General features: G+C 40.6%; 20 protein-coding genes. 5 read left to right on the top strand and 15 right to left on the bottom strand.

Features of this window, described 5'->3' with window-relative positions:
* Positions 1-62: 62 nt before the first annotated feature.
* Complete coding sequence (locus BLQ32_RS13430) at positions 63-626, top strand: cysteine hydrolase family protein (protein ID WP_074510706.1); 564 nt, start codon at positions 63-65, stop codon at positions 624-626.
* 135 nt (positions 627-761) lie between these two features.
* On the opposite strand, the gene BLQ32_RS13425 is transcribed toward BLQ32_RS13430, so the two are convergent.
* The 8 genes from BLQ32_RS13425 to BLQ32_RS13390 form a co-directional block, all read right to left on the bottom strand.
* Positions 762-1,430 carry a DNA alkylation repair protein gene (locus BLQ32_RS13425; protein ID WP_074510705.1) on the bottom strand — a complete coding sequence of 223 codons (669 nt, stop codon included), beginning with the start codon at positions 1,428-1,430 and terminating at the stop codon, positions 762-764.
* A 283-nt stretch (positions 1,431-1,713) separates the two neighbouring features.
* Complete coding sequence (locus BLQ32_RS13420; protein ID WP_074510704.1) at positions 1,714-2,022, bottom strand: inner-membrane translocator; 309 nt, start codon at positions 2,020-2,022, stop codon at positions 1,714-1,716.
* A 365-nt stretch (positions 2,023-2,387) separates the two neighbouring features.
* Positions 2,388-2,672 carry a hypothetical protein gene (locus BLQ32_RS13415; protein WP_074510703.1) on the bottom strand — a complete coding sequence of 95 codons (285 nt, stop codon included), beginning with the start codon at positions 2,670-2,672 and terminating at the stop codon, positions 2,388-2,390.
* A gap of 307 nt (positions 2,673-2,979) precedes the next feature.
* Positions 2,980-3,936: a hypothetical protein gene (locus tag BLQ32_RS20045; protein ID WP_235783867.1), complete on the bottom strand. Its 957-nt coding sequence runs from the start codon at positions 3,934-3,936 to the stop codon at positions 2,980-2,982.
* A complete protein-coding gene (locus BLQ32_RS13405; RefSeq protein WP_244890364.1) occupies positions 3,923-4,477 on the bottom strand; it encodes a sigma-70 family RNA polymerase sigma factor in 555 nt (184 codons plus the stop codon). Before BLQ32_RS13405 ends, BLQ32_RS20045 begins: the two co-directional genes overlap by 14 nt.
* A gap of 232 nt (positions 4,478-4,709) precedes the next feature.
* Positions 4,710-5,033 (bottom strand): hypothetical protein, encoded by a 324-nt coding sequence (locus tag BLQ32_RS13400; RefSeq protein WP_074510702.1) that lies wholly within the window; start codon positions 5,031-5,033, stop codon positions 4,710-4,712.
* Positions 5,034-5,105: 72 nt separating this feature from the next.
* On the bottom strand, positions 5,106-5,570 hold the full coding sequence (locus BLQ32_RS13395; RefSeq protein WP_053168259.1) for a hypothetical protein: 465 nt from the start codon (positions 5,568-5,570) through the stop codon (positions 5,106-5,108).
* Between the two features lie 223 nt (positions 5,571-5,793).
* Positions 5,794-6,084 carry a hypothetical protein gene (locus tag BLQ32_RS13390; protein WP_074510701.1) on the bottom strand — a complete coding sequence of 97 codons (291 nt, stop codon included), beginning with the start codon at positions 6,082-6,084 and terminating at the stop codon, positions 5,794-5,796.
* A 439-nt stretch (positions 6,085-6,523) separates the two neighbouring features.
* Here BLQ32_RS13390 and BLQ32_RS13385 point away from each other — a divergent pair, with 439 nt between their 5' ends.
* Both BLQ32_RS13385 and BLQ32_RS13380 read left to right on the top strand, forming a co-directional pair.
* Positions 6,524-7,069, top strand: a complete 546-nt coding sequence (locus BLQ32_RS13385; protein WP_342342127.1) for a GNAT family N-acetyltransferase — start codon at positions 6,524-6,526, stop codon at positions 7,067-7,069.
* A gap of 93 nt (positions 7,070-7,162) precedes the next feature.
* Positions 7,163-7,588, top strand: coding sequence for a hypothetical protein (locus BLQ32_RS13380; protein WP_139150549.1), 426 nt, complete (start codon positions 7,163-7,165; stop codon positions 7,586-7,588).
* A gap of 21 nt (positions 7,589-7,609) precedes the next feature.
* On the opposite strand, the gene BLQ32_RS13375 is transcribed toward BLQ32_RS13380, so the two are convergent.
* The 4 genes from BLQ32_RS13375 to BLQ32_RS13360 form a co-directional block, all read right to left on the bottom strand.
* Positions 7,610-8,239, bottom strand: coding sequence for a class I SAM-dependent methyltransferase (locus BLQ32_RS13375; protein ID WP_083335336.1), 630 nt, complete (start codon positions 8,237-8,239; stop codon positions 7,610-7,612).
* Between the two features lie 226 nt (positions 8,240-8,465).
* Positions 8,466-8,888 carry a nucleoside 2-deoxyribosyltransferase gene (locus tag BLQ32_RS13370; protein WP_074510699.1) on the bottom strand — a complete coding sequence of 141 codons (423 nt, stop codon included), beginning with the start codon at positions 8,886-8,888 and terminating at the stop codon, positions 8,466-8,468.
* Positions 8,889-9,080: 192 nt separating this feature from the next.
* Positions 9,081-9,512, bottom strand: a complete 432-nt coding sequence (locus BLQ32_RS13365) for a DoxX family protein (RefSeq protein WP_139150548.1) — start codon at positions 9,510-9,512, stop codon at positions 9,081-9,083.
* A 30-nt stretch (positions 9,513-9,542) separates the two neighbouring features.
* Positions 9,543-10,184, bottom strand: a complete 642-nt coding sequence (locus BLQ32_RS13360; protein WP_074510697.1) for an alpha/beta hydrolase — start codon at positions 10,182-10,184, stop codon at positions 9,543-9,545.
* A gap of 224 nt (positions 10,185-10,408) precedes the next feature.
* Here BLQ32_RS13360 and BLQ32_RS13355 point away from each other — a divergent pair, with 224 nt between their 5' ends.
* Complete coding sequence (locus BLQ32_RS13355; RefSeq protein WP_074510696.1) at positions 10,409-10,948, top strand: helix-turn-helix domain-containing protein; 540 nt, start codon at positions 10,409-10,411, stop codon at positions 10,946-10,948.
* 573 nt (positions 10,949-11,521) lie between these two features.
* Positions 11,522-12,244: an NADPH-dependent F420 reductase gene (locus BLQ32_RS13350; RefSeq protein WP_074510695.1), complete on the top strand. Its 723-nt coding sequence runs from the start codon at positions 11,522-11,524 to the stop codon at positions 12,242-12,244.
* Between the two features lie 249 nt (positions 12,245-12,493).
* Here BLQ32_RS13350 and BLQ32_RS13345 read toward each other — a convergent pair whose 3' ends face one another.
* The 3 genes from BLQ32_RS13345 to BLQ32_RS13330 form a co-directional block, all read right to left on the bottom strand.
* Positions 12,494-13,930 carry a DHA2 family efflux MFS transporter permease subunit gene (locus BLQ32_RS13345; RefSeq protein WP_036808992.1) on the bottom strand — a complete coding sequence of 479 codons (1,437 nt, stop codon included), beginning with the start codon at positions 13,928-13,930 and terminating at the stop codon, positions 12,494-12,496.
* A gap of 118 nt (positions 13,931-14,048) precedes the next feature.
* Positions 14,049-15,386: an NtaA/DmoA family FMN-dependent monooxygenase gene (locus BLQ32_RS13340; RefSeq protein WP_074510694.1), complete on the bottom strand. Its 1,338-nt coding sequence runs from the start codon at positions 15,384-15,386 to the stop codon at positions 14,049-14,051.
* A gap of 611 nt (positions 15,387-15,997) precedes the next feature.
* The gene (locus BLQ32_RS13330; RefSeq protein WP_036809001.1) at positions 15,998-16,423 is read right to left on the bottom strand and encodes a MarR family winged helix-turn-helix transcriptional regulator; all 426 of its coding nucleotides are present in this window, start codon (positions 16,421-16,423) and stop codon (positions 15,998-16,000) included.
* Between the last annotated feature and the right edge of the window lie 15 nt (positions 16,424-16,438).

The following is a 16,438-nucleotide window of genomic DNA, read 5'->3' as shown; positions in this document are numbered from 1 at the left end:
GCTAATTATGTGGAAGCTGTATATCATGAACGTGTAGGAAAAATTATAAATGAGGTGGAAAAATGAGTACAGCTTTGATTATTGTCGATATTCAAAAAGACTATTTTCCAAACGGCAAGATGGAATTAAGCAATCCTGAAGGAGCAGCTGCCAATGCAGCGAAAGTTCTTGACTGGTTCAGAAAAAATCAGAAAGAAAACATTTTCCATGTTCAGCACGTAGCAAGCGATCCCGCAATGGGCTTCTTTCTTCCGGATACAGAAGGCGCTGAAATACATGAAGCGGTTCAGCCTATGGAACACGAAAGCATCATCATCAAGCATTTCGCGAACAGCTTTTTGCAAACCGATTTGGAAAGCCAATTAAAAGAAAAAGGAATAACGAAGCTTGTAGTGGCGGGCATGATGACACATATGTGCATCGACGCAACCGTGCGTGCCGCTGTAGATTTGGGCTACGAAACAACCTTGATCGAAGATGCCTGTGCGACTCGCGAGTTGACTTACCAGGACAAAGTCGTTTCAGCGGAACAGGTCCATTATGCGTTTGTCGGTGCACTTCAAGGCATGTACGCCGAAGTAACATCAACCGAAGCTTTCTTGCAACAAAAAGCCGCTATCCTTTAAACTGATTGAATTCAATATAAATGGAAACTTGTTGTTCTACAAGTTTCCATTTTTCATATCCTTTATTCTTTTACATCAAAGAGATGGTATGAGGAAAAGTATAATTTTCCTTTGTTCTAAACTTTTTAAAGGCAACTAATTATTGCTTCGTTTATTAACTTCGATTGAAATGAACTCCGGCAAATAGTTTGGCGTACATCCTTTGGATACCATTTCATCTTTGTAAAGACCCGTTTTCTCCCCAATTTTCATACAGCGTGCACGATACTTTTCATCATAAATGCCTATCCAGCCCGCGGTGAAATTCATCGCCCATTGAACTTCCGGTTCTTCCTGCGCAATATCCGCTTCTATTGCAGCGAGCAAGTCTGCGGTGTTGTCAGGCGGCGTTTGGCCAGTCCATCTCAATCGCCCTTGATAATACCAGAAAGCTCGCCTTTGGAGAGCAGAAGGACTATTCCTCCAGGACTCCATCAAGGCAATGTTTTTCTTATCTTTCATGAGCTGATTAGCCATTAACCAATCCATCAAGTTATTTCGCTCCTCAATAGTGTGCGTCTGCATATCTTGATCAAGCTGATTAAGAACATCTTGTGAAAGCAGTTTTTTGTCCATAATTAAGATAGCCAGTAACCTGGGTAAAAACTCTCCGGTTGACCAAAGTTCCATAGCGAGTTCGTGGTCTTTTTTAATGTCTTTCGCGTTTTTCCGCAAATCGCCCAGCTTCGTTTTACTATTGATCTGAAGTAGAATATCTTCTGCTTTTGAAGAGCGTTTTATTTCTGTCTCTCTTTTTTCAACCAATTTAGACAGCTCCTTTAGTAAGCATTTTTTATATGTACTTTAAGTGATGTATCGAATACTTAATTTCATTATAAGTCTTATTGTACTGGTGTGCTTCAGAAGTTAGCTTAGACAATTTTAACGAAAGCATGAAAACAAAAATAGGCTGACGTAAATCCGGTGAACTTCTGCATTCGTGTCAGCCAAATAAGGCATATTTGCCGTTTCTTGCCTTAATACAAGTGATGATATATGAATATATGAAATTTCACTAAACAATTTATCCCTAAATAAATTTACTGTTTCAATTCTTTTTAATAACTGCAAAAAGCCATCTATTGAATCCAATCAATAAAAGGAGCAGGCCATTAACAAATGTTAATAGTGCTAAGATTGCTCCTCCGTAACCCGCTCCTTCCCCAGTTCCTCCTGAACTCCAGTCATAAAAGAAAAGAAGCAAAGCGCTCATTGTAAAGTTTACTAAAGGGGAAAGCATTACTAAAATCAAACCTGAAACCATCAAACCTAGTTTTTCTTTTTTAGACAAGCTGAAGAAAAGAACATTCAGGGATATTAAAACTACAAGGAAGAATGCCAACATTAAATTTGCCATAATGCAACTCCTTATCAGTTTGATTGGATTTCGATTTAGCATTTGTTATGTAACTAAGAACAGGGGATAAATATTTCACCTTGTATACTGGCCCCATTACTTTTTCTTTTAATAACATCATAGGTCCAGCATCATTAAATTGCAGTGATACAATTTCATTCTTCCGATGTCAGCATGTCATAGGGTGGGATAGTACCCTCTTCATCTGCAGCGTGACGCTCCCAAGTTCCACTTCATACGAAAGCATCCACTCTCCATTTGCCATTCCTCCGTGAAAAATCACCAGAAAACTGCAATTTCCAATAACTGATTGGTTTAAGCCTTTTTATCATCCTCATTATCATGGTTTGTACTCAATGGCGGAATTACTTTTTACTTATTCTCTCTAAAAGTACAGGAGCTATATTTAGCAAAATCGATATGATGGTCAAAACCCATAACGCTGCTGCCATGATAGGCACTACGTCCATCAAAGCAGACCAATCTTCCGCCTTTACCCAATTGGACACCATACTGTAATCTGAAACGACTGTTAGGGCGGTAAATGCTAATCCAATTGCCATTGCCAATTTATAATCTTTGCCTATTGCATACAGATAAAGATTTAAACAAGTGGCTGCTATTGCAAAAAGTCCGAATATGAACCACATCATTACGCCTCCATTCTCTTTTTATTTTTAAGGAAGATTTATTTAAAGATTTAAGGTTTAGTCGAGACCTTCTTTTAAAATCAAATTCAATGGAACGAAAATTTATCTACTCTTTAATAACGATATAGATTTACAAAAGTTTCCAAAGGATGCGATGAATAAAGGGCTCCTCTTTTATAAGCGAACTTTAACAAACTAAAAAGACAAGAAATTCATAAGCGAATTTCCTGTCTTTCGATTGTTACTAATATATTGTGTTTATTCATTTAATTTTATAGCATTCATGCGGATGTCATTGCTCTCTAAATTACTTCTCATGCACTTCTACATATACCGTGCCGATGACTTTATCATTGAAAACCGCTGTTAACTTCCACATGCCCTTTTCAGGCAATTCCATCATTGTGGGGATGTGGTGGTCCGCACCGTTATTCGGGCTAGGGCGTGTTTCTGTTTCCGGAACCACCACAATTTCTTCAGGGCTGTTCTCATGGACGCCGAGCACTTTAAACGTACCAGTCAATTCTGCTTGGCTTCCCCAGAAATGCCACATGTACTTTTGTGTTTTATTTTCATAGAAGCGAGACACTTCACTGCCATCGTAAATAAAACCGGCTCTACCCACTTCGCCAATCATAGTATAAGGCCCTGATTCAAACAAAGGGCTTTCCTGCCATTTGGATTCATCGGTTTTTTTCAGCACCAGGTTTTCCTGTTGGCCTGCCCACTCGATTGTTCCTGGGATTTCATCCTGATCCGTATAAAGGATGCAGGTCGTGCACGTCCCAAAATCAACATTGGCGTAACTGCTATCTTCATTTAATGTAACAGAACCTCCAAACGACTCTTGATCCTTTTTATAGAAAAACTGATAAGAGGCTTCTTGCGGCTTCGATCCTTCCCCTGCATATTCGACGGTCAAAAACGCTGACCGTACGCCATCTTCGACTTCCGTTTGGCTATAGGTTACTTTCCAGTTTTCGCTTACAGCTGAAAAGTTTTTAACCGGCATTGTCAGTTGTTGAGAGAGAGAAGTCTGCAGCTCTTCTCCGTTTTCGGTAAGGGCAGCAACAAGAAAAGATCCGACAACCGCTAAAAGAACGGTAAAAATAGCGGCAATTTTCAAAGTGTTGAACCCTCTCCCAATTAATTTTCTCGGTCTGTTCTCTTCATTTATTCTCAATAAGATTTTCTCTTTCGAAGCTTCATTGAAGTGGGGACTTTCTCCGATAAACTTATCCATATCCCGCTTAAATTTGTTCATCAAGCAGCCCCTCCCATTCTTGTGAATCTATCTTGTCCTTCAACAGAACCTTTGCTCTTCTCAACCGCGTTTTCACGGTATTTTCCGAACAACTCAACAGGCGGCTGATTTCTTTAGTGGTGAACTCCTGGTAATAGTAGAGCAGGACAACTTCCCGATACTTGATTGGCAGCTCCAATACGTTCCTCATTAGAACAGCTTGTGCCGAATGCTGATCAAATGCTTCTTCAGGGGTTTGAGCCCGGGAAACCAACTGGCCCATCGCCTCTGTTAAGTAGGAACGTTTGTTTTTCCAGCTCCTGAGATGATCGTGGCATTTGTTGATGGCGATTTTAGAAAGATAGGTTTTAAGGGAGGAACGTTCTTCAAATTGATTCGATTTCCGATAATAAGCGATAAAAACTTCCTGTACGATGTCTTCAGCTACTGCCCAGTCCTTTACATATAAAAAAGCTAAACGGATCAAGTATTCTCCGTACAAATTCATCACTTGCTTTAGTTGTTCTTCATTTAACCTTTTTTCTGCAAAGTCCCTCGACACAGAACGCACCGCCCTTTCCTGAACACCCCATAGACGCAGGATTTCCAGAAATAGTTTCATTATTATTCGAAAGAAATATTTTGATGAACATTTTCTTGGAAGCTAAAAGAGGAAGAGAAGAACTTGATCTCCCTCTCTTCCCCTATATCAAAATCCGATGAGTAGGCTATCGAATGCAACAGTCTATCTCAAAATTTCTTGTTGCTCTTCGAATTTAACTGCAATGTAACTTTCAGTTTGAGCGCCCATCAGCTAAATGATTTCTTTTATTTATAAAGAACTCCATAATAAGAAGATTTACAAACGTATTTATTGGAATGAAAAATAGCAGGGTCCCAATGCCTAATGATTCAAACAAACCTTCTGTCTGTTTATGAAAAGTTTGAACATCCATTTTGTAAAGATAAGCTGAAGCTATCGAAAGGATAAGTGCATTTATGCAAAAAACTGCCAAAATTCTTGTCCATTTGTTTGCTGTTGTTTTTGCCAATACATAACTTATTAGAGAAGAAATCAATAAAGAAAAAAGGATGACTCCTAGGAATGTCGGGTGCAAATTTATCTCTCCTGACTAGTTTTTAAGTTAAATAATGAATGAGAAATAAATACCAATAAGTTACACTCTAATTCATATTCCCAAATGATAAAGAAAGAGGTTCTCTTCTTCCAATCTGTCAATCATAGAAAGTAATCTTTCGAGTAAATCAAGAACGTCATTCCTGTTGAAAACTAAACGTTCATATTCACCCAATATATTTTTTCGGGAAGAAACCAAAAATTCTCCCGTCAGCTCCAGTTTTTCAGGAGAATTTGTAAACAAAGTGTGCCAAGCGGCAAAAACATTTTTCATAACAGCTGCCGATGTTTGATCAAAAAGGGTGATTCCATGATAATTTATTCCTTTTTCTTCTCTTGTCATCGATTTGGCTGGATTCTTACTTGGAATCCAGTTCAACGAATCCATAATGTATTGAATCAAGTCGTCTGGAATGGCTACGGAGCCAATCGTATCAGAATCTTTTTCCCCGCTCATTATCCGTTCAAAATAATTCACTGTTTTAGGTACTAAGCAAAATTCATGTTCTAAGTTCATCTTTCTGTCATCTCTTCTAATAAGTTTCAATTTTTATGGGATGGCTCTTGAAGGCAGAAAAGTCCCATCATATAACCTTGGGGTACGGTTTCGGCTGCCGCTATATTTTCTTTAGAAAACTCGTCATTACAAGTAAATGAACAGAACTTAATTGCTGTGTAGCATTGGAATTAAAAAGAAATACATAGCTTTTAAAATTTGTTCTCAAATAAAATCCATCCGATTAAAATGCTTTTATTACGCTCTTTTCCTGTCCACATCGTTTGCACCTGTAGACAAACAATGCCGCTTCGTTATCTCGCCCCACTTGCTCGAATCTATGCAAGCCAATTCTACATAACAAGCTTTTTTCTTTATTAGTAGCCAGCGATGAAATTATCAACAAAATCAAGCCCGCGATAATTAATATGAATGGTGCATTGTATATATTGAAGGTTTCATCAACTTTTGCAAGAAAAAGAACAAGCCCAGTCAAAATAGCTGTTGAAGCAATGAATTTCACTTTAGAAAACAAAAAACTCCTCCTTCCTAAATCTTTCATTCAATTTCTCAAATTATTCCCTAAATATTAACTTTAAATCCATGAGTTAACCCTGCAAATTGCCTGAACAAAGATAGCCGCTACTTTTACCTGGGTTGTCCGGTATTCAAGCAGTCCTTGTGGTGCCCTCACCCTGCCTCCTCTGATTAAGAAAAGCTTCTTCTTTAGCAATCCTTCTTTATTTCAAACCCTATTATATTTTTGATTTGCTAGTTAAATCACCAGCCTTACTTTCACTATAAATCAATGCAAACGGCATTCAATCGGTAATTTTTCTTATCAGAAAAATTTTTCCAACTCAATTTTCATCTAGATTTCATTTGTTTCCGGTAAAGTCGTTTTAAGTTAAAGGATTGGAACGGTTTTTCATAAATATAAAAACCTGCTAACCAGAACGAACGGAGGATGAATGATGAAAATTGAAATCATACAGGCCACGTTGGCCCAAAGAGATGCTATGCAAAGCTTGCTGGAGTTATATCAATACGATTTTTCGGAATTTGAATCTGAAGATGTAAACGAAGACGGGGTTTATGGATACAAGTATCTGGACTATTATTGGACAGTTCCGGGGCACTTTCCATTTTTTATAAAAGCTGACGGAAAACTTGCGGGTTTTGCCTTAGTGAGAGAGATTGCTTTGGAGGGGTTGCATCGTTCATCCTACTTCAAAATCAATGAATTCTTTATCCTTAAAAAATACCGCAAAGAAGGCATCGGGAAACGAGCAGCATGCTACTTGTTCGATTTATATCCTGGAAACTGGGAAGTTGCGGAGTTGGAGACCAACCTTCCTGCACAAAGATTTTGGCGCCAAGTCATTTCTTCGTATACCCAGGGAAACTACGCAGAAATCCGTAAAGATGAATGGGATGGGCCGATCCAGCGATTCACAACTGTACCATGCTTTTCGCCGCGCATTGGAACTACTTTGGCCAACTTTGAAAGCTATGTATAAGGGGAGCCGTGCAATCATTGCCAATGCTTTCGGATTGCTTGATTATACTAAACAAATCTGTAAAGGCCACTATGCTGTAAGGAGGCATCTACTATGAAGACAATAAGGTGGATGGAACGCCTTTTCATCGCGGTTCCACTTTTATTACTCCTGCTTTTTGCATGGACTTATCTACCCAATAAAATTTTAGATTTAGAATCCGCCCAAATAGCTGAAATAGAAATTTTGAATGGAAATTCGATAAAATTAATAGAAATCACGGAAGAAAGCGACATCCGGTACCTTGTCGACAATTTGAACAACATCACTTTTCAAAAAGGAGTCCCTTCAATCGGAGTGAAGGAATTTAGTTACAGAACGATCTTTTTAGATAATGAAGGAGAGGTAATGGAAGATCTGGCCATCCATTCAAGCGACACGGTAAAATACCAGGGGTTTTTCTACAAAGCAGAAACGGAAGCAATTGCATACGATTTTATAGAAGAGTTGGCAAATGATAAGACAGAAAGCGGCGATTAAGAACCTAACCCCAGTGAGGGGCTAAAGTTTCTTTTTGCCGGTTACTGCTGCCGTATGGAATCCCCTTGAATTGGGTCCTTTAAGCAACTCTGTTCCGGCAAATCCCGTTTCCTTCATAAGGGGCATTAATTGATGTTCGATCATGCGATTGATTTCATCCCACTCTTCGTTGTCCTTGCCGTTGGAAAGCGTTAAGACGCAAGCTCCGCCAGGTTTTAAAACCCTAAAAATTTCTTTTACGGCGGCAGATAAATCCTCCCAAAAATAGAGGGTATGGATGCTATATAGCTTTTCGTATTGTTTATCTTTGAAATCCAGACTTTTCACATTTCCTAGCCGCAATTTCGCTTTTTCTTTCTGTACTGCTTTCTTATTTCGAATGGCCGCTGAACGAATCATCACTGGAGACAAATCCACTCCTACTACTTCAATCTCCTTATTTGTTTCTAATATGAGTTTTATCGCATAACCGGAACCACATCCCAGCCCCAGAACCTTTTCTCCCGGTTGTATGCCCAACAATTCAATCGTCCACAACGTTTCCGGTTTATGCTGTGCTACCATTTTTTCACCAATGTAAGCTCCTATTAGTCCTTTCGGCAATCTGTACTGGCTGTCTATAAAATCTTTAACTTTGCTTCTGATTCCCATCTTCCACCCACTCACGTTTTTTTCAAACAGTAACCGTTATTTAGTACTCACGTAAACCTGAAAATTTCTCCTTTAGCCAATTCAAAGTGTTTTTTTATTCTTCTCCCTTTAATTCTTCGTTTAATAGTACCTTAAAGACGGTTATTCTGTTCATTTAGATAGGGTATGTAAATGAACAAATCCTTCGCAGAGCGTTATAATCCTTTTGATGTTTATGCATCAGCAATTAAAATCTGCTGGTTAAATTTTCTGAAGCAGCTATTTTATTCACTAATTCCTCTAAAGTTCCATAACATTTTTCGACTTCTGGCAAATGATAGAATGTGCTTGTTTTTTCAATATTGTTGATGGAACCGTCTTTGGAGTAGAGAAAAACCTTCTTTTTCTGTCCCAATGCAATCCCTAATTCAATATGGGTTCCTTTTCCTCCTGGCAATAAGATGACAACAAAATCTGATTCGCCCACTGCTTTTATTTCTTGCTGTCCGATTTCCATTAAAACTTTTAATGAAGTTGTCTTGCCTTCCACGATTTTTCTATTTTTTGTCCAATCATATGTATGAAGATATCCTTTATTCTCTAAATGATTCGATACATAACGAACGGCTTCAATATTTTTAAAGCTTGATGCCACATAAAATTTCTTCAAATTTTTTATTCTCCTTTAGCTATATGTTACCTTTTTTCACTTTAGCATATTTATCCATTATTGAAGTCACATGAATGTATTAACGAGATTGATTTTATCTGTTGATCTATTCGTAAATTCAAAAATTTCAAAAGAAAAGGCATTTCCAAGCTACCTATACGGTAACCGGAAATGCCTTTCCTTTTATAGCCATTAAACTGACTGGCTAGTTTCCTGTTTGTGTTGCTTTGTTTTTGAAATGATGCCATCTACTGCCAGCATTCTGCTGCCGTTCACTGCAAGGAAAATAGCGATTGCCATGAAAGCAATGTCCAGTTCATATCCTGCTCCCACACCGTCGCCCAAGAATCCCGCCGGCAATTTTGCGGTGAAAATTGCGCCTAGCATCACCACTGCCAACAATGCCGAGACGATGCGTGTACCCAGTCCAATGATCAATGCAAATCCGCCTATCATTTCAATTAAAGCCACGGCATATGCCAAAGAACCAGGGATGCCGATGCTGTCGAACCATCCTGCTGTATTGCCGATCCCTCCTTGAAATTTCACCAATCCGTGGATAAAGAAACTGACTCCCAATACAACACGCAACAATACGGTACTTGCTTCTACTTTATTTGTCATAATAATTTCCTCCTCTATTAACTATTTGGGTCATGCCAGTGAATCCAGCAGCCACTTTTCAAAATCCTTATAATTCTGCAGCGATACAGTATGTGCTGACGGATAGTTCTTGAACGTCACATCCGCCCCTAAATCATGGAAATAATTCCGGCTTGTTTGTCCCCATTCAAAAGGCAAAGCCTGGTCTTGTTCTCCATGCGAGATGAACAGCGACAGCCCTTCCATTGAACTTTGCTGAAACTCGGTTTTTACAAACTCCGGAATGTACCCACTCAAAGCAACAATGCCCCGGATGCGGCTTCCCAAAGACAATCCTATTGCCATTGAAAGAATGGCTCCCTGGCTAAACCCAAGCAAGTAAATCCGGCTTGCATCCAGCGGATATTCACTTTCAGCCCAGCTGATAAAATCCGAAACTTTATCGACAGCTGCCTGAAACACTTCTTGATGGGGTTTTCCCAATCGCTCAATTGTAAAAAAAGCATATCCAGGTGGACGTTCAATTGGGCCGCGTATGCTGAAAATGTAAAAATGATCTTCCAGTCCACTCACCAAATTCAGCATGTCTTTTTCATTGCTGCCCATACCGTGCATGACAAAAAGTGCGGGATAAGTTCTATCCGGATCTGCATTATGGGGCTTTTTCAGTTCAAAAGCCAAAGGTGCATTCATTTTGAACATCCTTTCTCTTTATTATTTCCCTTTGAATTCTTCAAGAGATAAATTATTCTTATTACTAAACTTACAGGCAGAAAAAAATAGCCACCCGGCTCTTTGTTTTCTAATAAGAATCTTTATTTCTTATAAGATAACAACCTTCTGCTAGATTGTCAACAATTTGTTTGCTAAAATAGAAATAAGTTCTCTATAATGAAACATATGAGGTGAAGAAAAAAATGGACATTGGATCGAAAATCCGGAGCATACGCAACCGCAAGCAGATCACGATTGCGCAGATGTGCGAAGAAACCGGTTTGTCAAAAGGCTTTGTCAGCAACATCGAAAATAACAACAGCTCTCCTTCCATCAGTACGCTGCAAACCATTTCAAACTACTTGGGGGTGCCGCTACCCTATTTGCTATTGGAAAAACAGGAGCATATGCGGGTTGTAAGAAAAGACGAGCGAAATTACTCCAAGTACAACAGTTTGAAGGTGGAGCACTTATCTTCTATCGGAGGTTTGCGGATGATGATTGTCGAATTTCCTCCTGGTGCGTCTACCGGAGAAAGCAATGCACATGAAGGCTTGGAATCCCATCTGGTCCTTGAAGGAAAAATCCTTGCTGAACAAGGAGAAGATTCCATCGTAGCTGAAGCGGGAGATTCTTTCAGCTGGAATGCCTGTGTACCTCATTTTGTCAAAAACATTGCTGAGGGGAAAGCGATTGTCCAGGTTTCCGTTTATTCAGATACTGAACTCACAGAAGTTTATTGATTTCTATTTGCTGCATTCATTAATACACCCCGCTTATATGAATGAAGTTCAATTTCAAAGACTCCTTTAAGGACTGCACTCTATTGCCAGGCATCAATCCGGCAATGGAGTGCATTTTTTATTAAATGAAAGTTAATCTCGGACAGCAGGTGAATCGTCTATCCTTCCCTGCAACTCGATGCAGATAATGAGCACTGTACTTTACCGTACACATGTCCTGCGATAGGTTTACACCATTTTTATGTTTTGGGCCAGTTCATTTAAAAGCTCATAGATTCTGAGTAATTATAAATTGTCTGGTTTAACCATGGTCGCTTGGTTAGTACACCTTCATATTTCGGATGTACATCGAATTGGTATTTTGTAAATGGACGATCTACTCTCATTTCTTATAAATCAAAATAATTTCCCGAAGTTATAAATTTCACTGAAACGTCTGCATTTCTTTTCAGTAATATTCTATGTTACAATTTATTTAGCCTACTAACTATATTTGGTGTCTAAGTGTCAGTTCACTTGTTTTAATCCAACATGATAAGTAGTAGGTAAAATAATAATCTAGGAGGAAGAAAAATGAAGTTTGGAATCATAGGAGCGGGACCAATAGGGGCAAGCATCTCAAAAAAATTAGTTAAAAATGGGCACGAGGTTAAAATTGCTGATGCCCGGAATATTGAACACCTGGATGGCAAGGACATTGCAGGAACACCTGTAGCTGTCGAAGAGGTTATCAACAACATTGACGTTCTTCTACTCTCCCTCCCTCTTCATGTCATGCCGAGCATCCGTCCCATCATCGATCAAGTTGGGGAGGACGTCATCATTGCAGACACGTCCAACTATTATCCTTTTAGAGACAATCAGATTAAGGAAATTGAAAATGGAATGGTTGAAAGTGTTTGGGTTTCAAATCAATTAGGACGGCCCATTATTAAAGCATTCAACAATCTGTTAGCGTATACGTTAGAAAATAAAGGGACTCCTGATGGCACGGAAGGCCGTATTGCCATGGCAATTGCCGGGGATAACCCATCACAAAAACAAGTAATGATCGACGTAGTGAATGAGCTTGGCTTCGATGCAGTAGATGGCGGTTCGTTAAGTGATTCTTGGAGAGAGCAGCCTGGAACTCCTGCCTACTGTACCGAACTGACAAAAGAAGAACTAGTCGAAGCCTTGAAAAAGGCCGATAAAGAAAAAGCACCCATCCAGCGGGATAAAGTAATGGAGAAGTTCTCAGCTGGAATGACACATGAAGATATTGTAAGAATTAACCGGGAGACCTATAATTCCTAATTCAAAAAATCCCTAGTATTCGTTGCATCAATATTTTTTAGTAAGACCGAAGCCAAAGGGTGCTAAATATTAAGCAAACTTAAGAATCTTCCACTCGTTAGAAGGGTGAACATGAAAAAGAAGACCCGCAACTATTATTTAAGCTGCGGGTCTTCTTTTTTGGGTAGTCCATTCAGTTAAGTACTTCTGCTGCCACGCCACATTGTACCTGTGTTTCTTTTACTAGAGTTTCTTAATATGTCTAATCGATCAATGCGGCGAATTGATCATTTCCCGCCGCACGACTACCCGGCGAATAAAGAATCCCATGATCAGGCCAAAAATAGCGATTATTACAGTAAACAAAAAGACGTTTTGCAAACCTGAAGCCATCGCATTGGCCATTTCTGCCGGTTTTGTCGGTGATGCAGAGTGATGCAGATAATTTTCCATACCGCCTGTCAAAATACTGACGGCTACCGCCGTCCCGACTGCCCCGATCACTTGCTGGAGTGTATTCATGACTGCCGTACCATGCGGATATAATTCAGGCGGCAACTGATTCAACCCATTCGTTTGGGATGGCATCCAGATCATCGCGATCCCAACCATCAACCCGATATGCAGGGCTACGATAAATGCCACCGATGAAGCTGTAGTGAGCGTGGTGAAAAACCATAACATCGTTGTAACAAGAATGAGTCCTGGAATGACAAGCCATTTCGGTCCATATTTATCAAATAACCGGCCGATAAATGGGGAAAGCAATCCATTCAACGCACTCCCAGGCAATAGCATGAGCCCGGCAATAAAGACAGACAATCCGGCACCTGTCTGTAGGAACATCGGCAGAATGATCATGCTCGACATAATAATCAACATACTCATCATCACCAGAAGCAATCCAACGACGTACATCGGAAATTTGAAAACCCTCAGGTCCAGCATCGGATCTTTCATCGAGTTCTGACGCAGCACGAAGAAGAACAAAGCAATCAGCCCAATGAGGATAGACGTGATTACGACCATACTGCCCCATCCCGCCTCTCCTTCACCGGCCTTGCTGAAGCCAAAGACCACTCCCCCAAAACCGATGGTAGACAGTAGGACTGAAAACAAATCGATCCGTGGTTTTGTCACTTCAGTCACATTTTCCAAATACTTCAGCCCAATCAAGAGCCCAATAACCAGGAATGGCAGTGAGAACCAGAAAATGTAATGCCATGTTAAGTATTCGATCAATAAACCGCCAATGGTCGGGCCGGTTGCCGGCGCGAACATAATGACAAGGCCAACAAATCCCATAGCCGCTCCTCGTTTTTCAGGTGGGTAGATGACCAGAATGGTGTTAAACATGAGTGGCAGCAATAAGCCCATACCCATTGCCTGCAGCACCCGTGCCACCATCAGCATCTCAAAATTGACCGCTAGTGCCGCAATTAATGTCCCTGTAATCAAGCTAATGAGCGCACCAATGAACAGCTGTCTCGTGGTAAACATTTGCAGCAGCAAGCCACTGATCGGCATCAAAATTCCCAGTGTCAACAAAAATCCGGTCGTCAGCCACTGTGCGGTTGCCGCCGAAATTTGGAACACGTCCATTAAATTCACCATGGCGATGTTTAAGGCGGTCTCACTGAACATGCCGACAAACCCGACGATGAGCAGCGATGCCAAAATCGCTTTTGTATTGTATTGTTTTTTCATTTGTTCTCTCCCAGTAACCTCATTAACTTAATAATGGTTTATTTTTTTGCAAAGCCTTGTTTATTCAAGTTTGAAGCAATTGACATGTGTCATTCATCAGAATCTTCTTTTCTACAGATTACTTAGTCTCAGCACTCCCGTACTGATAAGGTACGCCCATGTTTTCGCGTAGCGTTTTTCCTTCATACTCTTTGTGGAAAAGCCCGCGTTCCTGCAAAATCGGAACCACCTGCTCCACAAAATCGGCTACACCATCATAGGCAATATCCGGAACAACCGAAAACCCATCCGTCGCGCCTGCCAAAAACCATTCTTCCAGAAAATCTGCTACCTGTACTGCAGTACCGGCAACAACCGGATGGTAATTGATGACGCCATGCGCCAGAACGTCGCGAATGGAAAGCCCTTGCTTCAGCAGTTCCAAAGCTCTAGGGGAACGGGGATCCTGTGGACTAGCATAGGCACGTTCCAGCCAATCCTCCGGTAAAGGCTGGTCGATATCTACTGTATGTACCGATAGCCGTAACCCCACCATGGCTCCAAGATAACTGACCCGGCTTGGAATCTCCTCAGGATTAAAACTCATTAGTTTTCTTCGCCGTTCCAACCCTTCTTCTTCCGTCGCCCCGATGGAGAACATAAAACCGGCATACATTTTGATGTCATCCGGATTTCTCCCAAAACGGACTGCACTCTCCCGAAGCGCTTGCCGATGTTCATGGGCAGAAGCGATGTCATAAGGGTTCGCATAGACACCGGACGCATATCTTCCAGCCAAGTCCAGCCCTTCGTAACCACCGCCGGCTTGGAAAATCACTGGCTGTCCTTGTTCGGAAGGAGGAATCGGCAATGGACCACGAGATGCATAATAATGGCCTTTAAGATTGACCGGCTGTATTTTGGCCATGTCGGCAAACTTTCCGCCTTTTGTATCCAGCGTCCAGGCATCTTCTTCCCAGCTCCCCCATAATGCTTGCACGATTTGAATCGATTCATGAGCCATGGCATAGCGTTCTTTGCGGCTTAACGGCTGCGCACCAAAATTTGATGCCGCGGACGGATCGGATGTGGTCACTGCATTCCATCCGACGCGTCCGTGGCTTATCACATCCAGCGCTTTAAACTGCCGCGCCAAATTGTAAGGGTAATTGAATGTCGTGGAGAGGGTGGCAACAAGGCCGATTTTTTCCGTTTCCCTCGCTACGGACAGCAGCGCAAGCATCGGATCCATCGGAAACATAGGAGTTTGGGCTCCTAAATCATTTGGCAACGCCGGCGTATCCGCAATGAAGATCATCTGGAACTTCCCTTTTTCCGCTAATTTCGCTCGTTCCACGTAACTGTCCATATTGGTATAGGCTGCTGGATCGGTACCCGGCATTCGCCAAGCGCTGAATTCGCCCCCGTAGCCGGATACCATTTGTAATGCTAATTGCATTTCTTTTTGTTTTGCCATCTTGGTAATCTCCTTTATTTTTGATAGGCTCTAATCCTTTACTTGTGCCTGCATAGAATTATCGCGTTCACTTTTTTCTCTAGAGTAAAACTTGCTAACGACTCTTTTGCTCAATATAGTTTTTAGAATTAATTTCTATGCCACTCAACATTTTTCATTTTATGAACCGTACATTTTCTAAATGAAAAATACTTTTGGGAAAAGGTTTATCAGAGGCTGAGAAGAATGCTGGTTCATATTCTAGTTGAAGGAATTCATCCTGTACCAACGGTCCCCTCGATTATGAACACTTCCATTTCTTTTCAATGTCCGCAAATGCTTATAGATAGAACCTTCCGAACTGTATTCTTCCACGGGTGATAAATTGATTGTTTTTGAGTCTATACAACTAATAATCTTTTTTGCGCTTATTCCGGGACGTTCTTTTATGCATATAAGTATGCTCTCCTCGAGCTTCATAATTTTCCTCCCAACTTTAAAAAAAGTATGTCTCTCTCCATTTAATTAGCTTGCTAAACAATTAATTTGTACTAACCTCGAAATTAAAGATCCTAAGAAACTTAGTTTCATCTACCAATACTTAGCCTGCTAAGTAAATAGTTAGAGAGAACTTAAAACAAATTTCTCTCCATCCGCTTCATTAAATCTCTTAGAACTAAGCGTTCTTCCGATGAAATGCCATTCAGCAATTTCTCTTGCTGCTGTTTCCATTTAAAATCAACCGGACCTTCTAACTCTTTTCCTCTGTCAGTTAGATATATCCGCATAACCCTGCCATCTTGTCCATCGCGCTTGCGGAGTATAAATCCGTTTTGCTCCAGCGATTTAACCATATTGGTGACTGTCGGCGGCTCGCATTTCAAATGATCGCATAATTGCATTTGCGTGATTCCATCCCCTGCCCATAAACGGGCAAGCAAATTGTCCTGTCCAACGTAAAGATTAAGTTCTCTTAAGCTTTCACTATAGTCCCGGCGCATTTTAGATGATACTTTATCTAAAGACTCACGGATATCACAATCTACAGAGACTTTCATAGATTTCCCTCCACT

Source organism: Planococcus glaciei (assembly GCF_900099655.1).
GTDB classification, from domain to species: Bacteria; Bacillota; Bacilli; order Bacillales_A; family Planococcaceae; genus Planococcus; species Planococcus glaciei.
The sequence above is the reverse complement of the archived record's forward strand: the minus strand, read 5'-3'. Positions and strand labels throughout refer to the sequence as shown.